At 67.8% G+C, this 17,813-nt stretch carries 14 protein-coding genes; 13 read left to right on the forward strand and 1 reads right to left on the reverse strand.

Annotated elements, in window-relative coordinates:
- Positions 1–13 precede the first annotated feature (13 nt).
- The 13 genes from murF to ACH0CP_RS02240 all read left to right on the forward strand — a co-directional run bounded on the left by murF (position 14) and on the right by ACH0CP_RS02240 (position 16,948).
- Entirely contained in the window at positions 14–1,384 is a 1,371-nt protein-coding gene (murF, locus tag ACH0CP_RS02180) for a UDP-N-acetylmuramoyl-tripeptide--D-alanyl-D-alanine ligase (RefSeq protein WP_294441966.1), read from the forward strand.
- A complete protein-coding gene (mraY, locus tag ACH0CP_RS02185) occupies positions 1,384–2,454 on the forward strand; it encodes a phospho-N-acetylmuramoyl-pentapeptide-transferase (protein ID WP_294441967.1) in 1,071 nt (356 codons plus the stop codon). Before murF ends, mraY begins: the two co-directional genes overlap by 1 nt.
- Positions 2,451–3,743, forward strand: coding sequence for a UDP-N-acetylmuramoyl-L-alanine--D-glutamate ligase (gene murD, locus ACH0CP_RS02190; RefSeq protein WP_294441968.1), 1,293 nt, complete (start codon positions 2,451–2,453; stop codon positions 3,741–3,743). Before mraY ends, murD begins: the two co-directional genes overlap by 4 nt.
- Positions 3,740–4,966: a putative lipid II flippase FtsW gene (gene ftsW / locus ACH0CP_RS02195; protein ID WP_406875380.1), complete on the forward strand. Its 1,227-nt coding sequence runs from the start codon at positions 3,740–3,742 to the stop codon at positions 4,964–4,966. Before murD ends, ftsW begins: the two co-directional genes overlap by 4 nt.
- Complete coding sequence (gene murG / locus ACH0CP_RS02200; protein WP_294441969.1) at positions 4,963–6,108, forward strand: undecaprenyldiphospho-muramoylpentapeptide beta-N-acetylglucosaminyltransferase; 1,146 nt, start codon at positions 4,963–4,965, stop codon at positions 6,106–6,108. Before ftsW ends, murG begins: the two co-directional genes overlap by 4 nt.
- A complete protein-coding gene (gene murC / locus ACH0CP_RS02205; protein ID WP_294441970.1) occupies positions 6,105–7,523 on the forward strand; it encodes a UDP-N-acetylmuramate--L-alanine ligase in 1,419 nt (472 codons plus the stop codon). The genes murG and murC overlap by 4 nt, the downstream gene beginning before the upstream one ends.
- On the forward strand, positions 7,520–8,458 hold the full coding sequence (gene murB, locus ACH0CP_RS02210) for a UDP-N-acetylmuramate dehydrogenase (protein WP_294441971.1): 939 nt from the start codon (positions 7,520–7,522) through the stop codon (positions 8,456–8,458). Before murC ends, murB begins: the two co-directional genes overlap by 4 nt.
- Positions 8,425–9,387, forward strand: a complete 963-nt coding sequence (locus tag ACH0CP_RS02215; protein ID WP_294441972.1) for a D-alanine--D-alanine ligase — start codon at positions 8,425–8,427, stop codon at positions 9,385–9,387. The genes murB and ACH0CP_RS02215 overlap by 34 nt, the downstream gene beginning before the upstream one ends.
- Positions 9,384–10,295, forward strand: coding sequence for a cell division protein FtsQ/DivIB (locus ACH0CP_RS02220; protein ID WP_294441973.1), 912 nt, complete (start codon positions 9,384–9,386; stop codon positions 10,293–10,295). The genes ACH0CP_RS02215 and ACH0CP_RS02220 overlap by 4 nt, the downstream gene beginning before the upstream one ends.
- Before the next feature lie 30 nt (positions 10,296–10,325).
- On the forward strand, positions 10,326–11,585 hold the full coding sequence (gene ftsA, locus ACH0CP_RS02225; RefSeq protein WP_294441974.1) for a cell division protein FtsA: 1,260 nt from the start codon (positions 10,326–10,328) through the stop codon (positions 11,583–11,585).
- Between the two features lie 107 nt (positions 11,586–11,692).
- Positions 11,693–13,213, forward strand: coding sequence for a cell division protein FtsZ (gene ftsZ, locus ACH0CP_RS02230; RefSeq protein WP_294441975.1), 1,521 nt, complete (start codon positions 11,693–11,695; stop codon positions 13,211–13,213).
- Between the two features lie 112 nt (positions 13,214–13,325).
- Positions 13,326–15,773 (forward strand): SPOR domain-containing protein, encoded by a 2,448-nt coding sequence (locus ACH0CP_RS02235; protein WP_294441976.1) that lies wholly within the window; start codon positions 13,326–13,328, stop codon positions 15,771–15,773.
- On the forward strand, positions 15,770–16,948 hold the full coding sequence (locus ACH0CP_RS02240) for a deoxyguanosinetriphosphate triphosphohydrolase (RefSeq protein ID WP_294441977.1): 1,179 nt from the start codon (positions 15,770–15,772) through the stop codon (positions 16,946–16,948). The genes ACH0CP_RS02235 and ACH0CP_RS02240 overlap by 4 nt, the downstream gene beginning before the upstream one ends.
- 7 nt (positions 16,949–16,955) lie before the next feature.
- Here ACH0CP_RS02240 and ACH0CP_RS02245 read toward each other — a convergent pair whose 3' ends face one another.
- The gene (locus tag ACH0CP_RS02245; protein ID WP_294441978.1) at positions 16,956–17,807 is read right to left on the reverse strand and encodes an ABC transporter permease; all 852 of its coding nucleotides are present in this window, start codon (positions 17,805–17,807) and stop codon (positions 16,956–16,958) included.
- Positions 17,808–17,813: the final 6 nt, after the last annotated feature.

Genomic DNA, 17,813 nt, shown 5'->3' on the forward strand with positions numbered 1-17,813 from the left:
GTATAGGCGCGCGATGACTCTCTGGACCTCTGATGACATCGCCGCCGCTACGCACGGCGTCGCCCACGGCAGTTTTGCCGCGAGCGGCGTCGCTTTCGATTCGCGCGAGGTGGGGCCGGGTGACCTCTTCGTCGCGTTGAAGGGCGAGGCCACGGACGGCCACCGCTTTCTAGAGCAGGCCTATGCGCAAGGCGCGGCCGGCGCGATCGTCTCTGCCGGCGCAGCGGGGCCGCATGTCGCCGTCTCCAACACATTCGCGGCTCTCGAGGATCTCGCGCGCGCCGCCCGCGCGCGCACCAAGGCGCGGATCATCGGCGTCACCGGCTCGGTCGGCAAGACGTCGACGAAGGAGGCGCTGTTCGCTGCGCTGGATCGCGGCGCGCGCGGCGCGGTGCACCGTTCGGTCAAGAGCTACAACAACCACACCGGCGTGCCGCTCAGTCTCGCCCGAATGCCGGCCGACTCTCGCTTCGGCGTGCTTGAGATGGGCATGAATCATCCCGGCGAACTCGCGCATCTAACCACGCTCGTCCGCCCCCATGTTGCGATCGTCACCGCGATCGCGCCGGCGCATACGGAATTCTTCCCCGACGAAGCCGCGATCGCCGATGCGAAGGGGGAGATCTTCCGCGGGCTGGAGCCTGGCGGCGTCGCCATCATCCCCTTCGACAGCCCGCATCGCGATCGACTCATCGCGGCGGCCCGGCCGTACGCAGCACGCATCGTCACCTTCGGCTCCGCGCCTGATGCCGATGTTCGGCCGATCGAGACGATGCCGGTGAAAGGCGGCGGCACGTTCGTTACCGCGCGGATCGGCGAGCGCGAGCTGAGCTTCACCGTGGCGCAGCCCGGCGCGCATTGGGTGTCGAATGCACTCGCGTTGCTGGCGGCGGTGGACGCGGTGGGCGGCGATCTGGCGCTTTCCGGGCTGGCTCTCGGTGATCTCGGCGGCCTGCAGGGACGCGGCGCGCGACTCGAAGCACAGGTGCAGTGCGGCGACATCCTCGTGATCGACGAAAGCTATAACGCCAACCCCGCTTCCATGGCCGCGACCCTTGCCGTCCTGGGTGCCGAGCCCGGCCGCCACGTCGCTGTTCTTGGCGAAATGCGCGAGCTGGGCGAGGCCTCGGCCGACTATCACGCGGCCCTTGCTGGCCCCATTGCGGCGGCCCGCGTCGAAGCGGCGCTCTTGGTCGGCGAAGCGATGGCCCCTCTTGCGCAGGCGCTTGAGGGAAAGACGAAATTCGTCCATGTGCGCGACGCCGCGGCGGCGCTGGAGGTCCTTCCGGATATGCTCGCGCCGGGTGACGCGGTACTCGTCAAGGGATCGAATGGGGTAGGGCTGTCGCGGATCGTCGCGGCGCTTGCCGGGGGCATGGCTTAGTGTTGTACTGGATCGCCGAGCAGCTCGGGTTTCCGAGCGTCCTCAACCTCATCCGCTATCTGTCGTTTCGCGCCGGCGCCGCCATCGCGACCGCGCTGTTCATCGGCCTGATCATCGGGCCGAAGTTCATCGGCTGGCTGCGCGTGCGGCAGGGCAAGGGGCAGCCGATCCGGGCCGACGGGCCGCAGACTCACCTCGCCAAGCGCGGCACGCCGACGATGGGCGGGCTGATGATCCTGACCAGCCTTGCGCTGTCGATCCTCATCTGGATGGATCTGCGAAACCCGTTCGTCTGGGCCTGCCTGTTCGTGACTCTCGGCTTCGGCGCGATCGGCTTCCTCGACGATTACGACAAGGTGCGAAAGGCGACCACCGCCGGCGTGCCCGGGCGCGTCCGCCTGCTGCTGGAATTCATCATTGCCGGCGTCGCGGCGTGGATCATCAGCTACGAGAACGGCACGGCGCTCTACCTGCCGTTCACCAACCGCATGTATATCGACCTGGGGTTGTTCTACCCGCTGTTTGCGGCCTTCACGATCGTCGCCTTCGGCAATGCGGTGAACCTGACGGACGGGCTGGATGGCCTGGCGACCATGCCGGTGATCATCGCCTCGGTCGCGTTCATGCTGATCGTATACCTCGCCGGTAACGTGAAGTTCGCCGATTACCTCGGCATTCCGCATGTCGCACGGGCGGGCGACCTTGCCATCTTCTGCGGCGCGATGATCGGGGCCGGCCTCGCATTCCTGTGGTATAATGCGCCGCCCGCCGCGGTGTTCATGGGCGATACCGGCAGCCTTGCGCTTGGCGGGGCGCTTGGCACCATCGCGGTCGTCGCACATCACGAGATCGTGCTCGGCATCATCGGCGGCCTCTTCGTTGTCGAGGCGATGAGCGTCATCATCCAGGTGTTCTGGTACAAGCGGACTGGCCGGCGCGTGTTCCGCATGGCGCCGATCCATCACCATTTTGAGCAACTGGGCTGGAGCGAGCCGACCGTTGTGATCCGTTTCTGGATCATCAGCCTTGTTCTGGCGCTTGCCGGCCTGTCGACGCTGAAACTGCGGTGATCGTCTCCCCCGCCTGGGCCGGCAAGCGCTACGCGGTGCTGGGGCTCGCGCGTTCGGGCCTGGCGACCGTGCGCGCGCTGGCGCAGGCTGGCGCGCATGTCGTCGCTTGGGACAGTAACGCCGAGGCGCGCAGCGCGGCGGAGCAGATCGACGGCGTCATCGTCCATGACATTGCCGCACTCACGCTGACCGGCGCGGCGGGCCTCGTCGTCTCCCCCGGCGTGCCGCTCAACACGCACCCGCTGGCCGCCAAAGCGCGGGCGGAAGGCGTGCCGGTCATTGGCGATATCGAGTTGTTCGCGGAGGCCCGCTCGGGCCTGCCACCACACAAGGTGGTCGGCATCACCGGCACCAACGGCAAATCGACCACCACCGCGCTCGTCACGCACATCCTGAAGACGGCCGGCGTGCCGGCGCTGATGGGCGGCAATATCGGGCTGCCGATCCTCGCGCAGGATCCGTTGCCGGAAGGCGGCGTCTATGTGCTCGAACTGTCGAGCTACCAGATCGACCTGACGTCGCGGCTCGATTGCGACGTCGCCGTGCTGCTCAACATCACGCCCGATCACCTCGATCGCTACGATGGGTTCGAGGGCTATGCCGCGTCCAAGGCGCGGCTGTTCGCCATGCAGTCGGCAGATCACGCGGCGGTGATCGGCACCTCTGACGCGCCCTCTTCGGCTATCGCAGGCACGATCGAGGCGGCGGCCAAGCGCCTGATCCGGATCGCGCCGGAAGTCGGCGTGGATCAGTCCGGTTGGCCCTCCCTTCAGGGTCCGCATAACGCGCAGAACGCGCTCGCCGCGATTGCCGTGTGCCAGGCGCTCGGCATCGCCGAGGATGACATCCAGCGCGGCCTTGCCAGCTTCACTGGCTTGCCACATCGCATGGAGAAGATCGGCGAGGTGGCCGGCGTGGCTTATGTCGATGACAGCAAGGCCACGAACCCGGAAAGCACCGCGCCAGCGCTCGGCGCCTTCGATCGCGTGCACTGGATCGTTGGCGGACGCGCGAAGGGTGAGGATCTCGACGCTTGCGCGCCCTATTTCGGGCATGTCGTACGTGCCTACACGGTCGGCGAGGCCGGGCCGGTGTTCGCCCGCGTGCTCACCGGCAAGGTGCCCGTTGAGGAAGCGGGAACGCTGGAGGCGGCGGTGCGCCGCGCGGCAGAACTTGCGGCACCGGGGGAAACGGTGCTGCTGTCACCGGCGGCCGCATCATTCGATCAATTCCGCGATTACGAGCATCGCGGCCAGGCATTTCGTGAAGCGGTAGGGGGCCTCGCGTGACCGAATTGTCGAACAGGGCCGGCCTGCGCGGCCGGTTCAAGGAGCGGGGCGGCCGGGGCGATCGCTCGCCGCTCGGCACGTGGTTCTGGGATACCGATCGGCTGCTGCTGCTCCTCACCTTCGCGCTGATCGCGGTCGGCTTGCTTTCCGTCGCGGCGGCGTCGCCGGCGAGCGCGGTGCGCTATTCGGGCGAGCAGTTGAAGATCCCGCCGCTTTACTACTTCTGGCGCCAGGTGATGTGGGTGCTGGTGTCCTTGCCGGTGCTGATCGGCGTTTCGATGCTTCCGGTGAACGTCGCACGGCGCGCAGCGGTGATCGGGGCGGCGGCGTTCAGCGTGATGCTCGTGCTCGTGCTGATACCCGGCGTTGGCGTCGAGGTGAACGGTGCAAAGCGCTGGCTCGGTGTCGGCGTCGCCCAGTTCCAGCCGTCCGAGTTCCTGAAGCCCTGCTTCATCGTCACCGTCGCCTGGCTGCTCTCGCTGCGCTCCAAGGACGAGAGCCTGCCGCTCACCGCGATCACCTGCGGCATGACGGCAACGGTCGCATTGCTGCTGATGCTCCAGCCCGACTTCGGCCAGACAATCGTGTTCGCGACCGTCTGGATGGTGCTGCTGATGATCGCCGGCACGCCGATGCGCACGCTCGCCGCCTTCTTCGCCATGGCGCCGGTCGGGCTGGTCGCGGCCTATATGTTCTACGGCACGGCGCGTGCGCGCATCGACGCCTTCCTGTTTCGCGATCCGAACGAGGCGGAGGGTGCGCACTTCCAGACCGACGCCGCGCATGCGACGCTGACGTCCGGCGGCTGGACCGGGACGGGACCCGGCGCGGGCACGGTGAAGTTCGGCCTGCCCGAAGCGCATACCGACTATATCTTTTCGGTGATCGGGGAGGAGTTCGGCCTTCTTGCCTGCATGGTAATCGCGGTGCTGTTCCTCGCCATCGTTGTGCGGGTGTTCGTGAAGATGCTGGACGAGCAGGACGGGTTCAAGCTGCTCGCGGCGTCGGGGCTGGCGACCCAGTTCGGCGTCCAGGCTCTGGTGTCGATGGCGGTGAACACCGGCCTCGCACCCTCCAAGGGGATGACCTTGCCGTTTATCAGTTATGGTGGTTCGTCGATGATCGCGCTCTCGCTTGGCATGGGGCTGTTGCTGGCGTTCACCCGTCGCAATCCGTTCCTGCTGCGCAGCCCCTATGTCACGCGCTGGGGGCCGGCGGCATGACGCGCGCGCGCCACTTCGTTCTGGCTGCCGGTGGCACCGGCGGTCACATGGTGCCGGCCGCTGCGCTTGCCGAAGAACTGATGCGTCGCGGCCACCGCGTCGCGCTGGTCAGCGATGCGCGCGGCGTGCGCTTCCCCGGCCTGTTTGAAGGCGTGCAGACCCACGTGCTGCCAGCCGGTCGCTTGGCTGGCGGCCCGCTCGGCTGGGCCAAGGCGGCGCGCGAGATGTGGCGCGGCCGCGCGATGGCGCGCCAGCTGTATCGCACATTCCGGCCGGCCGCGGTGATCGGCTTTGGCGGCTACCCCGCTTTCCCGGCACTGGCCGCCGCCTTCGCCGAAAAGATTCCGACCGCGGTGCACGAGCAGAATGCCGTGCTTGGCCGCGTAAATCGGCTCGTCGCCGCCCGTGTCGACGCGATCGCCACCTCTTATGCCAAGACGGAGCGGTTGAAGCCCAAGTTCGAAGGCAAGACGCACTATATCGGTAATCCGGTGCGCGACACCGTGCTGGCCCTGCGCGCCAAGCCTTATCCGCTGCTGGAAGAGGATGGCATCTTCCGTCTGCTCGTTACCGGAGGCTCGCAAGGCGCGAGCGTCCTTTCCAAGGTGGTGCCCGACGGCCTCGCAATGCTGCCGGTCGCCTTCCGTCGGCGCCTTCAGGTGACGCATCAGGCGCGCATCGAGGATATCGATGCCGCACGCGCCAAGTACGCCGAGCTTGAGATTGCCGCCACGCTGGCCACCTACCTCCCCGATCTGCCGGAGGAGCTTGGCTGGGCGCATCTGGTGATCGCGCGCGCGGGAGCGTCGACCATCTCGGAACTGACCGCTGCTGGCCGCCCCGCGATCCTGGTGCCGCTGCCCGGTGCCACGGACGATCACCAGACGGCGAATGCGCGCGAGATCACCGCAGCGGGCGGGGCGCGGACGATTCCGCAAAGCGCCTTTACGCCCAGCGAACTGGCCAAACAGATGCAGAAGCTCGGCCTCGATCCGGCCGCGCTGCAGAATGCCGCCGGCCGCGCCCGCGGCTGTGGCAAGCCCGATGCCGCACGCGATCTTGCCGATCTGGTCGAAAGCCTTGATTCGCCGCTCACGCCGCTGCCGGTCGGGCCGGCAGTGAAGAAGGAGGCGTTTGCGTGAAGGGTGTTGCGACCGACATCGGTACGATCCATTTCGTCGGTATCGGCGGCATCGGCATGTCCGGCATCGCGGAGGTGATGCACAATCTCGGTTATGCAGTGCAGGGCTCCGACGTCGCGGAAAGCTACGTTGTGGAGGGCCTGCGCAGCCGCGGGATCAAGGTAACGATCGGCCACGATGCGGCCAACGTCGATGGCGTTGCCGTGGTGGTCACCTCGACCGCAGTGAAGCGCGGTAACCCGGAAGTCGAAGCTGCGCTCAGCCAGCGCATACCGGTGGTGCGCCGGGCGGAGATGCTGGCCGAGCTGATGCGGCTGAAGTCCACCGTCGCGGTTGCCGGCACGCACGGCAAGACGACGACCACCTCGATGATCGCCGCGCTGCTCGACGCTGGCGGCGTTGACCCGACCGTCATCAACGGCGGGATCATCAACAGCTACGGCTCCAACGCCCGCCTCGGCGACAGCGACTGGATGGTGGTGGAAGCCGATGAGAGCGACGGCAGCTTCCTCCGTCTCGATGGGACGATCGCGGTCGTCACCAACATCGATCCCGAGCATCTCGATCACTACGGCAGCTTCGAGAGGGCGAAGGACGCCTACGTCGAGTTCGTCGAGAACGTGCCCTTCTACGGCGCGGCGCTGTTGTGCCTCGATCATCCGGAAGTGCAGGCGCTGATCCCGCGCGTCCGCGACCGCCGCATCGTCACCTATGGCTTTGCGGCCAGCGCTGACGTGCGCGGCGTCAATGTCGCGCCCTACCCGGGGGGTAACCGGTTCGAGGCGATCATCCGCCATCGCGACGGCACCAGCCGCTCGATTGAGGGCATCGACCTGCCGATGCCTGGCCGTCACAATGTGCAGAACGCGCTTGCCGCGATCGGCGTCGCGCTTGAACTCGGCATCGACGACGCGACGATCCAGAAGGGGTTCGAGAAGTTCAACGGCGTGAAGCGCCGCTTCACCAAGGTTGGCGAGGTCTCGTTCGCTGACGGCGGCACCGCTGCGGTGATCGACGATTACGGCCACCATCCGGTCGAAATCCGAGCCGTGCTCGCCGCCGCGCGTGAATCGGCGCAGGGCCGCGTAATCGCCGTGGTGCAGCCGCACCGCTACTCGCGCCTCGGCAATTTGATGGACGAGTTCCAGGGCGCGTTCAACGATGCCGACGCGGTCTATGTGACCCCGGTTTACGCCGCGGGCGAGGCGCCGGTGCCCGGTGTCGACGCCGATGCGTTGGTCAGCGGACTGCGCCACCGCGGGCACCGCGCCGCGGCGATGGTGGCCGATGCCGATGCGCTTGCAACCGCGCTCGCTGCGGAGGTGCGCCCCGGTGATCAGATCGTCTGCCTGGGTGCCGGCGACATCACCAAATGGGCCGCTGGCCTCGCACCCGCGATCGAGGCACGGCGGTGAGCGCAATCGACGAAACCACGCCCGGCCCGAGCACCGGGGACGCTGCGACCACGCGCGCGCCGGTGCAAAGCCGCCTCACGCAAAACGCGCCGCTCGCCCCGCTGGTCTGGTTCAAGTCGGGCGGCCCGGCCGAATGGCTGCTGGAGCCGGCGACCGTGGATGATCTCGCGAAGTTCCTCGCCAACCTCGATCCCGCCGTTCCGGTGATGCCGCTCGGCCTCGGCTCCAACCTGATTGTGCGCGACGGCGGCGTACCCGGCGTCGTCGTTCGCCTCGGCAAGCCCTTCGCCAAGGTCGAGGTGGTTGACGCGACGACGCTGCGCTGCGGCGGCGGCGCGAGCGGCATCCTCGTGTCGTCGACCGCGCGGGACGCGGGCATCGCCGGCGTCGAGTTTCTCCGCTCGATCCCCGGCACCGTCGGCGGCTTCGTGCGCATGAACGGCGGCGCCTATGGCCGTGAGACCGCCGACATCCTGGTCGAATGCGATGTCGTGCTTCGCTCGGGCGAGCTGGTGACGCTCCCCGCCGCCGACCTCCATTACAGCTATCGCCATTCGGAGCTGCCCGATGGCGCGATCGTGGTCAGCGCCACCTTCCGTGGCCAGCCGGGCGATCCGGCCGCGATCCAGGAGGAAATGGACCGCATCGCCGCCAGCCGCGAGGCGTCGCAGCCGCTGCGTTCGCGCACCGGCGGCTCCACCTTCAAGAATCCGCCCGGGCACAAGGCCTGGGCGCTGGTCGACGAGGCAGGCTGCCGCGGGCTGAAGCGTGGCGACGCGCAGGTCAGCGAGAAGCATACGAACTTCCTCCTCAACCTCGGTAACGCGACCAGCGAGGATATCGAAGGACTGGGGGAGGAGGTGCGCGTACGGGTGAAGGAGAAATGCGGCGTGACCCTCGAATGGGAGATCCAGCGCGTGGGGGTAGCATCGTGAGCCTGTTGCATATTGTCGTGCTGATGGGCGGCTGGTCGGCCGAGCGCGACGTATCGCTGTCGTCCGGCGCCGGCATCGCCGAGGCGCTGGAATCGCTTGGTCATCGCGTCACCCGGATCGACATGGATCGCAACGTCGCCGCGCGCCTTGCAGAGGCCGCGCCCGATTTGGTGTTCAATGCGCTGCATGGCTCGCCCGGCGAGGATGGCTCGATCCAGGGCCTGATGGACATCATGGGGCTGCGTTACACGCACAGTGGCCTCGCCACGTCCGTCATCGCCATCGACAAGGTGCTGACGAAGCAGGCCCTGGTGCCGCACGGCGTACCCATGCCCGGCGGCCGTATCGTCGCGACGGAGGATCTCTATGCCGCGGATCCGCTTGCCCGGCCGTATGTGCTGAAGCCGGTGAACGAAGGCTCGTCGGTCGGTGTCGCGATCGTCACGGACGAGGGGAATTACGGCAATCCAATCAGCCGCGAGGCGAGCGGGCCATGGCAGGAGTTCGACGAGCTTCTCGCCGAGCCGTATGTGCGTGGCCGCGAATTGACGACGGCGGTGCTCGGCCATCGCGCGCTCGGCGTCACGGAGCTTCGGCCCAAGTCCGGCTGGTACGATTACGATGCCAAGTACACCGAGGGGATGACCGAGCATATCTTCCCCGCCCCGGTGCCGGACGACATCACTGAAGCGTGCAAGGCGATCGCGCTGCGCGCGCACCAGTTGCTCGGCTGCAAGGGCTGCAGCCGCGCCGATTTCCGCTGGGATGACGAGCGCGGCGTCGACGGCCTGTTCCTGCTCGAAGTGAACACGCAGCCGGGGATGACGCCGCTCAGCCTGGTGCCCGAACAGGCGCGCCATATCGGCATGAGCTATCCCGAGCTTGTCCAGGCGATCGTCGATGAAGCGCTGAAGGATCACGTGCAATGAGCCGCGCGATCAAGCGGGACACGCCGCGCCGCCCAACGGTACGCCGCCCCCCGCCCAAGCAGTCGCTCGGCGATCGCATCATCGCCAAGTTGCCGGTCAGCGAGGCGACGCTACGCCGCGCGGTGACGTGGACGATCCTGGCAACGACCGGCGCCGTGGCGATTGCCACCGCCACGTGGTTCGGCGTGCCGGCCGCGGTTGGCGCGGCGGTGGCGGACAGCACAGGCCAGCTTGGCCTTCGGGTCGAGCAAGTCGACATCACGGGCCTGAAGCGGATGAACCGCGAGACGGTCTATGCCGTCGCGCTGGAGGATCAGCCGAAGGCCATGCTTCGCGTCGATCTCGATCAGATCCGCGAGCGCCTGCTCGCCTACGGCTGGGTTGCGGACGCCTATGTCTCACGCCGGCTGCCCGATCGACTGCTGATCCATATCGTGGAGCGGGAGCCGGCGGCGATCTGGCAGAACGGCGGCAATCTGACGCTGATCGACGCGCAGGGCGTGCCGCTGGAGGCCGTAGACCGCAACCACATGCCAGATTTGCCGCTGGTGATCGGCCCTGGAGCGGATCGGCAGGAGGCCGCATACCAGCGCCTTCTCGCCGCGGCGCCGGCGCTGAAGCCACGGGTGAAGGCGGCGACGTGGGTGGGCAATCGCCGCTGGGATCTCACCTTCGATACTGGCGAGACGCTCGCCCTGCCGCAGGAGGGCGCCGCGGCGGCGCTGGTGAAGTTCGCGCAGCTCGACGGCGCCCGCTCCCTGCTCGGCAAGGGATGGCTTCGCTTCGACATGCGCGATCCGGCAAAACTCGTGGCGCGCAAGCCGGGCGCGGACATGGAGCATCAGGTGCCCGATGGGGACGGGGCCGCGATCGATCCGGAACGACTGGCCCGGGTGGGCGACGCATAACGACGACGGGCAGGCAACAGGGAACAGGCAATGGCGAAGGCAGCACCGGAAGGACTGATTACCGCACTCGACATTGGCACGTCGAAGGTGTCGGCGATGATCGCGCAGCGCGGCGACGGCGGCGAACTGATCGTGCTCGGCACCGGCCAGCGCGAGTCGAAGGGCGTGAAGCGCGGCTACATCGCCGACATGGCGCTAACCGAGGTCGCCGTGCGCGAGGCGGTGGCGCAGGCGGAGCGGATCGCCGGCTTCAACATCGAGAACGTCTGGGCCGGGTTCTCGGCCGGCGGGCTCGTCAGCGACGAGGCGTTCATCGAGGTGGAGCTGAACGGCCATCGCATCGAGCAGCAGGATATCGACGCGCTGCTGCAGGAAGGTCGCTCGGCGATCGACCCGCAGGGCCGCATGGTACTGCACGCACAGCCCGCGCTCTATACGTTGGATGGCCTCACCGGCGTGAAGAAGCCGCTCGGCCTCCATGCCGATCGCTTGGGCGTGCACATCCACGTCATCGCCGCCGATGGTTCGCCGGTGCGCAATCTTGACCTCACCGTCCGCTCCGCGCATCTCGAGGTGAAGTCGATCATCGCCTCGCCGGTCGCGACCGGGCTCGCCTGCCTCAGCGAGGAGGAACGGGACCTTGGCGTTGCGCTGGTCGAGATCGGTGCCGGAATCACGAATGTATCGCTCTTCGCTGGCGGCATGCTCGTCGGCCTGAAGTCGCTCGCGATCGGCTCGTGCGACATCACGGACGATATCGCATCGGCATTCGGCACCACGCGCAGCCAGGCGGAGCGGATGAAGTGCTTCCACGGCTCGGCCAATGCCTCCCCGCGCGATAACCACGAGATGATCACGATCCGCCCGGGGGCGGGGGACGATGACGCCGACCCGCTGCAGATCACCAAGGCTGCGCTGATCGCGGTCATCCGCACGCGGCTGGAGCATCTCGTCAACGAGATTCAGAATGCGCTGAAGGAACTGAAGTTCGAAGGCCCTGTCGGCCGCCAGGTGGTGCTGACGGGCGGCGGCGCGGAGCTGAAGGGCATTGCCGATTACGCGCAGCAGGTGCTCGGCCGCTCGGTGCGCGTCGGCCGGCCGCGCGGGCTGACCGGCCTGCCCGATGCCCATGCCGGGCCGGGCTTCGCCACCCTTGCAGGCCTTGCCTTCTTCGCGGCATCTGATCCGGTCGACCTGCGCGGTCTGGTGCCCCAACAGCAAATGGTGGTGCGACAAAAGGGGCTTGGCGCGTTGAAGCGGTTGTTCCAGGCGGCGAAGGCGAATTATTGATCGCGCAGTGCCGCTTTTCGGCTGGCACCTACGCTTTCAATGCTGCACTAAGATCAATGGCGATGGCGGGCCAGTGTTTCGTGCCCGAAATGACGGAGTAATTTGCGATGGGCATTGAATTCATTGCACCCGAAGTTGACGAACTGACCCCGAAGATCGCGGTTGTCGGCGTCGGCGGTGCGGGCGGCAACGCAATTGCCAACATGATGCGGGCAGATGTGCAGGGCGTCGACTTCTTGGTCGCGAACACCGATGCCCAGGCGCTGAAGCAATCGATCGCGCCGCAGAAGATCCAGCTTGGCGCGAAGATTACGCAAGGTCTTGGTGCGGGCAGCCGTCCGGAGATCGGCCGCGCCGCCGCCGAGGAGACGATCGAGCAGGTGTCAAAGCTGCTTGAGGGCGCCCATATGTGCTTCATCGCGGCCGGCATGGGCGGCGGCACCGGCACCGGCGCCGCGCCGGTGATCGCCAAGGCCGCACGCGACATGGGAATCCTGACCGTCGGCGTCGTGACCAAGCCCTTCGCCTTCGAAGGCAAACGCCGCGCGAAATCGGCCGAGCAGGGCATCGAGGAACTGCAGAAGTTCGTCGACACGCTGATCGTCATCCCGAACCAGAATCTGTTCCTGATCGCCAACGCCAACACCACCTTCAAGCAGGCTTTCGAGCTGGCGGATGAGGTGCTGCAGCAGGGCGTGCGCGGCATCACTGACCTCATGGTCATGCCGGGCCTCATCAACCTCGATTTCGCCGACGTCCGCTCGGTGATGCAGGAGATGGGCAAGGCGATGATGGGCACCGGCGAGGCGGAAGGCGACGACCGCGCGCTTGTTGCCGCGCAGAAGGCGATTGCCAATCCGCTGCTCGATGGCGTGTCGATGCAGGGTGCGAAGGGCGTCATCATCTCGATCACCGGCGGCGAGGATATGCGCCTGCTCGAGGTGGACGAGGCTGCGAATCACATCCGCGAACTGGTTGATCCGGACGCGAACATCATCTGGGGTTCGGCCTTCAACCCGGATCTGGAAGGCCGTATCCGAGTCTCGGTGGTCGCCACCGGCATAGAGGCCGTCGAGCGCACCGAGGCGCCGGTCGCTGAGCCCGGCCGCGCGTTCAGCTTCTCGGCACCGCGCCGCATCGACACTCCGGCCACCGCACCTGCCGCCGCCACGCCGGCCGCACCTGCTGCTTCGACCACGCCGGCGCCCGCACCGCAGCCGACCGGTGCTGCCGCCGGTGCGATGGCGAGCGGCGTGCCGACGCCCGGCGCCTCGCCCGAGGTTCAGCCGGCTCCTGCCGTTCGCGAAGTCGAGGACGAGGCTGGCGGCGACGAGCTGCTGCTAGGCGCCGACACGATCGTTCCCGCCACGCCGTCGGCGTCCACGAAGCCCGCCCAGCCGCGCGTGTTCGGGGATGACGAGCCGACGGAGGCACCGCGCCGCCGCTTCCTGTCGGGCGGCAGCGAGGCGGGCGCCGAAGGCATCCCGCCGCAGCCGCGCGTGAAGCTCGGCGGCACGCTGTTCGAGCGGATGCAGAACGCCTCGCGCGGCACGCAGCGCAAGGAAGAGGAAGAGGGCAAGGACTCGCTCGACATCCCGCGCTTCCTTCACCGCCAGAACAACCAGTAATCATGGGCGCGGGCGGCGGCCGGCGTTCGTCGGCCGCCGCGTGCAGCTTGGCGCGCGGTGGCGCGGGGCTCATTGCCGGTTCATCGTGCCCCGTTGTAAGCGCCTGACGCTCATGTCGATTTCTCGCCCTCTCATCATCGCCGTCGCCCTGACGGGCGCCCCGGCGGCACTTGCTCAGACCTCGCCCGCGCCGGGCATGGTGCAGCCGCTGCAGACCATGCCGCGCCCTACGCCGGACGCGGATGCGCTCGCCAATGCGATGCGCCGACTCGGCACCAACCCGCGCGACCTGTCGTCGCTGATCGAGGCAGGCGAGCTCTCGCTGCGGCTTGGTGACGTGAATGCCGCGGCCGCGCTGTTCAAGCGCGCGGAGAACGTCGATCCGATGAACGGCCGCGTTAAGGCCGGCATGGCGCGGATCCTCGTCACGCAGGAGCGCCCTGGCGAGGCGCTGCGCTATTTCGACCAGGCAATCGGCTACGGCCTCGATCCGCGCACCTTCGCTGGCGATCGTGCGCTCGCCTACGACCTGATCGGCGAACAGGAGCGGGCGCAGCGCGACTACCGAGTCGCGCTAAAGCAAGCACGCAGCGACGAGGTTGAGCGCCGCTATGCCCTGTCCCTTGCCTTGTCCGGCAAGCGTGAACAGGCGCTCGCCGAGATCGATCAGCAGGTCCGCAAGAACGATCGCAGTGCGTGGCGCACGCGCGCCTTCATTCTGGCGCTGACCGGGGATGTGCCGGGCGCGGAGAAGATCGCGGCGACGATGATGCCGCCGGGCATGGGGAATGCGCTCGCGCCGTTCTTCTCACGGCTCGGCACGCTCAGCCCGGCGGACAAGGCGTTCGCTGTTCATTTCGGAGAGCTTCGCGCCTCGCCGCAGCGACTGGCCGATCGCCGCATGGCGCCGCCGCTCCCGGCGCTGCCGCCCGAGTACCCGCCGCCGGTCCAGGTCGCCGCCGCACCGGCGCAGCCGCCGCAACGCGCGCTCGATCCGCGTCAGGAGCGTCAGCGCAAGCGAGACGAGGCGCGTCGCCAGCGCGAACTCGCCCGTGAACAGGCGCGGGCGCGTCGCTCGGGCCGCACCACTGCGCCAGTGGCGGTCGCCAGTGTCGCCGCCAAGGCGTCGGCTGATCCTGCCGCCACGCTTCAACCGCCGCGTTACGGCAATGGCGTCACTTTTGCGGCGCCGAGCGCCGTCGTGCAGTCGCTGCCCAACGCGCCAGCATCCTCACAGCCGGCGCCGACAGTCGCCCAGGCGCCGACGCCCTCGCCCTCGAGCACCTACGCGGCAACTCGCACGACGCCGGCGCCCGCTGCGACGACGTCCACTTACAGTACCTCAGCACCGTGGCGCCCGGCGTCGCAAACGGCCGGAGCCAACACTACCACGTCCACGACATCGAGTTCGACGCCCGCTCCGGTAGCGCAGGCGCCCTGGCGTCCGGCTTCGCAGACTGGCGGAGCAAGCGTAGCCTCGACCACGCCGGCATCGAGGCCTGCGCCGGTGGCACAGGCTCCCTGGCGCCCCGCGTCGCAAACGGGTGGCGCGAGCGTTGCCGCGACCACCGCGGCCCCGGCGGCGCAGGCTCCTTGGCGTCCTGCCGCGCAGGCGGGCGCAGCCAGTGCTGTATCGGGGACCACGCCCACATCTGTCGCAGCGACGACGGGCACACGCAGTGGGCTCACCACCACGGCTAGTTCTACGCCGCAGCCGGGCTTCTCCAGCAGCGCGCCATCAACCACGGTCACGAACAATTTGGCGAGCGCGTCGGCGCCGAGTGCCACCACGCCGGCCGGTGCCACGGCAGCGGCCAGCTCGCCCCCCGTCGCGACCGGCCTCAGCGAGGATTCGATCCTCGCGCGCATCATGGCCGGCATTTCAATCCCGGCGGAGGAACTCGGCGTGCCGCCGGTGCGGCCACAGCCGGTCCGCGAGGTTGCCGCCGCACCCGCGCCGACGCCCGCACCAGGCGCTGGGACCGCGGAGCCGGCCCGTGCGGCGCCCGAACGTCCCTTGCCGACGACGCGCGTCGCCCAGGCCGCAGCACGCGAGCCGACGCCCAAGCCGACTGCGACCCCCACTCCGACGGAAAAGGTGACGCCCTCCAAGTCGAAGGCGGGCACGGCGCTCGCCAAGGCGGATACCAAGACGGAGAAGGAGCCTTCGGTCGATCCGAAGAAGGCCGCAGCGGATCGCAAGGCGGCTGCCGAGAAGAAGGCGGCCGATGCCAAGAAGGCTGCCGAGGCCAAGAAGGCGGCTGAAGAGGCGCGCATCGCCAAGTCCGAGCCGTCGCGCATCTGGGTTCAGGTGGCTGGCGGTGCGAACCAGAAGGATCTGCCCAAGGCGTGGAGTTCGGCGCAGGCCAAGGCTCCCGCGCTCAAGGGCAAGACCGCCTATACGACGCCGCTGCGCGCCACGAACCGCGTCGTCACCGGCCCGTTCAAGACCGATGCGGAGGCGCGGTCCTTCGTCAACACGCTCGCCAAGCAGGGCATTGCCGCATTCCCCTTCACCAGCGAGAAGGGCCAGAAGATGACGAAGCTTTCTGACAAGTGAGTGGGCTTGCGTCCTGGGCTTCCGACCCTGCGCACAGCAAAGGCCGCCTTCACGAAGAACAAAGCAAGTCCGCGGCTGGCGTGGAGCGCGGCCCGCGTGATGCCTATCAGCGCGATCGGGACCGGATCGTCCATTCGATCGCCTTCCGTCGCCTGCGCCACAAGACGCAGGTGTTCCTTGCGCCCGACGGCGACCACTTCCGCGTCCGGCTAACGCACAGCCTGGAGGTGGCGCAGATCGGCCGAACCATCGCGCGTGCGCTCGGGCTGAACGAGGACCTGACGGAAGCGCTGTGCCTCGCGCACGACATCGGCCATCCCCCCTTCGGCCACGCCGGCGAGGATGCGCTGAAGGAAGCCATGCAGGGGGCAGGGGGCTTCGACCACAACGGCCACACCCTGCGCACGCTGATGCAGATCGAGCGCGCCTATCCCCGGTTCGATGGGCTGAACCTCACCTGGGAAACGCTGGAGGGCCTCGCCAAGCACAATGGCCCGGCGCGCCATCCCGGCTGGGCCCTGGCGGAAGCGGACGCGCTGGCGAACTTCGGTCTCGACGGATGGTCCAGTCTCGAGGCGCAGGTTGCCGCGCTTGCGGACGACATCGCCTATGACAATCACGACATCGACGATGGCCTTCGGGCCGGGCTCCTGTGTGTCGATCAGCTCCTCGCCGTGCCGCTGGTGGCGAGTGGCTGGGACAAGGTCCGCGCCGCCTTCCCGGAGGTGAGCGAGCGCCGGCAGGCGCGCGAGCTGGTGCGCAGCCAGATCGGCGTGATGGTGAATGATCTCATCGGGGAAACGCAGCGGCGGATCACGGAGGCCCGCGTCGAGACAGTCGCCGACGTGCGCGCCGCCGTACGTGCGCTGGTCGCCTTCTCGGATCCGATGCGGATCGCCGAACGCGACCTGAAGCGCTTCATGTACGCCAATCTGTATCACCACCCGCGTCAGCTGGAGGCGGCAGCGGCGGCGCAGCAGGTGGTGTCCGGGCTGTTCGCCGCTTTCCGCGCCGATCCTGCGGCGCTGCCCGAGGAATGGCGCATCCGGCTGCCCCCCGACGAGCCTGGGCTTAGCCGCCACATCGCCGACTATATCGCCGGCATGACCGATCGTTACGCCGTGCGCGAATATTGCCGGGTCGTCGGCCCGGTCAGCATGCCCGAAGGCTTCTGAGCCGGGCTCAGTTCTTGATCCGCCACCCGCGGCTCAGCAGCGTGTAGCAAGCAATCGCCAGCACCACGTCGATCACCAGGATCACGAGGCTGCCGAGCAGCACCGGCGAGTCCGTGATGCCCAGGAAGCCGTAGCGGAAGCCGGAGATGATGTAGAAGAACGGGTTGGCGTGGCTGATGTTGTGGAAGATCGGCGACAGCCGGTCCACCGAATAGAAGGTGCCCGACAGCAAGGTCAGCGGCGCGACCACGAAGTTGGTCACCGCCGCGGCATGATCGAACTTCTCGGCCCAGATCGACGTCAGCACGCCGATCAGCGCGAGGAACACCGATCCCAGCAGGCCGAACCACAGCACGGCCAGCGGATGCGCTGGCAGCACGTGTACGCCCGGCCACAGCAGCATCGCCAGCCAGACGGTCGCGCCAACCAGGAACGCGCGCGTCACGGCGCCGCCCACCAGCGCCGTCAGCAGTTCCGCAACGGACAGCGGCGGCATCAGATAATCGACGATCGTGCCCTGGATCTTGCCGACCAGCAGCGAAAAGCTGGCATTGGCAAAGGCGTTGTTCAACATGCCCATGACGATGAGGCCAGGGGCCACGAAATCGGCAAAGGCAACCGTGGTGCCGCCTAGATGAACCTCGCTTCGCCCGCCCAGTGCGACGGTGAAGATGATGAGATACAGAAGCGTCGTAATCGCCGGCGCCCAGATCGTCTGGAGCTGCACCTTGAAGAACCGGCGCACCTCCTTCACATATAGGGTCTTCAGGCCGCCCCAATTGACGTTCCGGATCGTCGGCACGCCGGGCGCGCTCCTGATCAACGATTGATCTTTGCCGATCGGGGGGTGGCTGCTCATTGCGCA

The organism is Sphingomonas sp. 179-I 2A4 NHS (genome assembly GCF_045369135.1).
In the GTDB taxonomy this organism is placed as follows: domain Bacteria; phylum Pseudomonadota; class Alphaproteobacteria; order Sphingomonadales; family Sphingomonadaceae; genus Sphingomonas.

What these genes read in the sequence shown, in the direction of transcription:
- murF (WP_294441966.1), top strand. Translation starts at nt 14, where the DNA reads ATGACTCTCTGGACCTCTGATGACATCGCCGCCGCTACGCACGGCGTC.
- murG (WP_294441969.1), top strand. Translation starts at nt 4,963, where the DNA reads ATGACGCGCGCGCGCCACTTCGTTCTGGCTGCCGGTGGCACCGGCGGT.
- ACH0CP_RS02215 (WP_294441972.1), top strand. Translation starts at nt 8,425, where the DNA reads ATGGGAGATCCAGCGCGTGGGGGTAGCATCGTGAGCCTGTTGCATATT.
- ACH0CP_RS02220 (WP_294441973.1), top strand. Translation starts at nt 9,384, where the DNA reads ATGAGCCGCGCGATCAAGCGGGACACGCCGCGCCGCCCAACGGTACGC.
- ftsA (WP_294441974.1), top strand. Translation starts at nt 10,326, where the DNA reads ATGGCGAAGGCAGCACCGGAAGGACTGATTACCGCACTCGACATTGGC.
- ftsZ (WP_294441975.1), top strand. Translation starts at nt 11,693, where the DNA reads ATGGGCATTGAATTCATTGCACCCGAAGTTGACGAACTGACCCCGAAG.
- ACH0CP_RS02235 (WP_294441976.1), top strand. Translation starts at nt 13,326, where the DNA reads ATGTCGATTTCTCGCCCTCTCATCATCGCCGTCGCCCTGACGGGCGCC.
- ACH0CP_RS02245 (WP_294441978.1), bottom strand. Translation starts at nt 17,807, where the DNA reads ATGAGCAGCCACCCCCCGATCGGCAAAGATCAATCGTTGATCAGGAGC.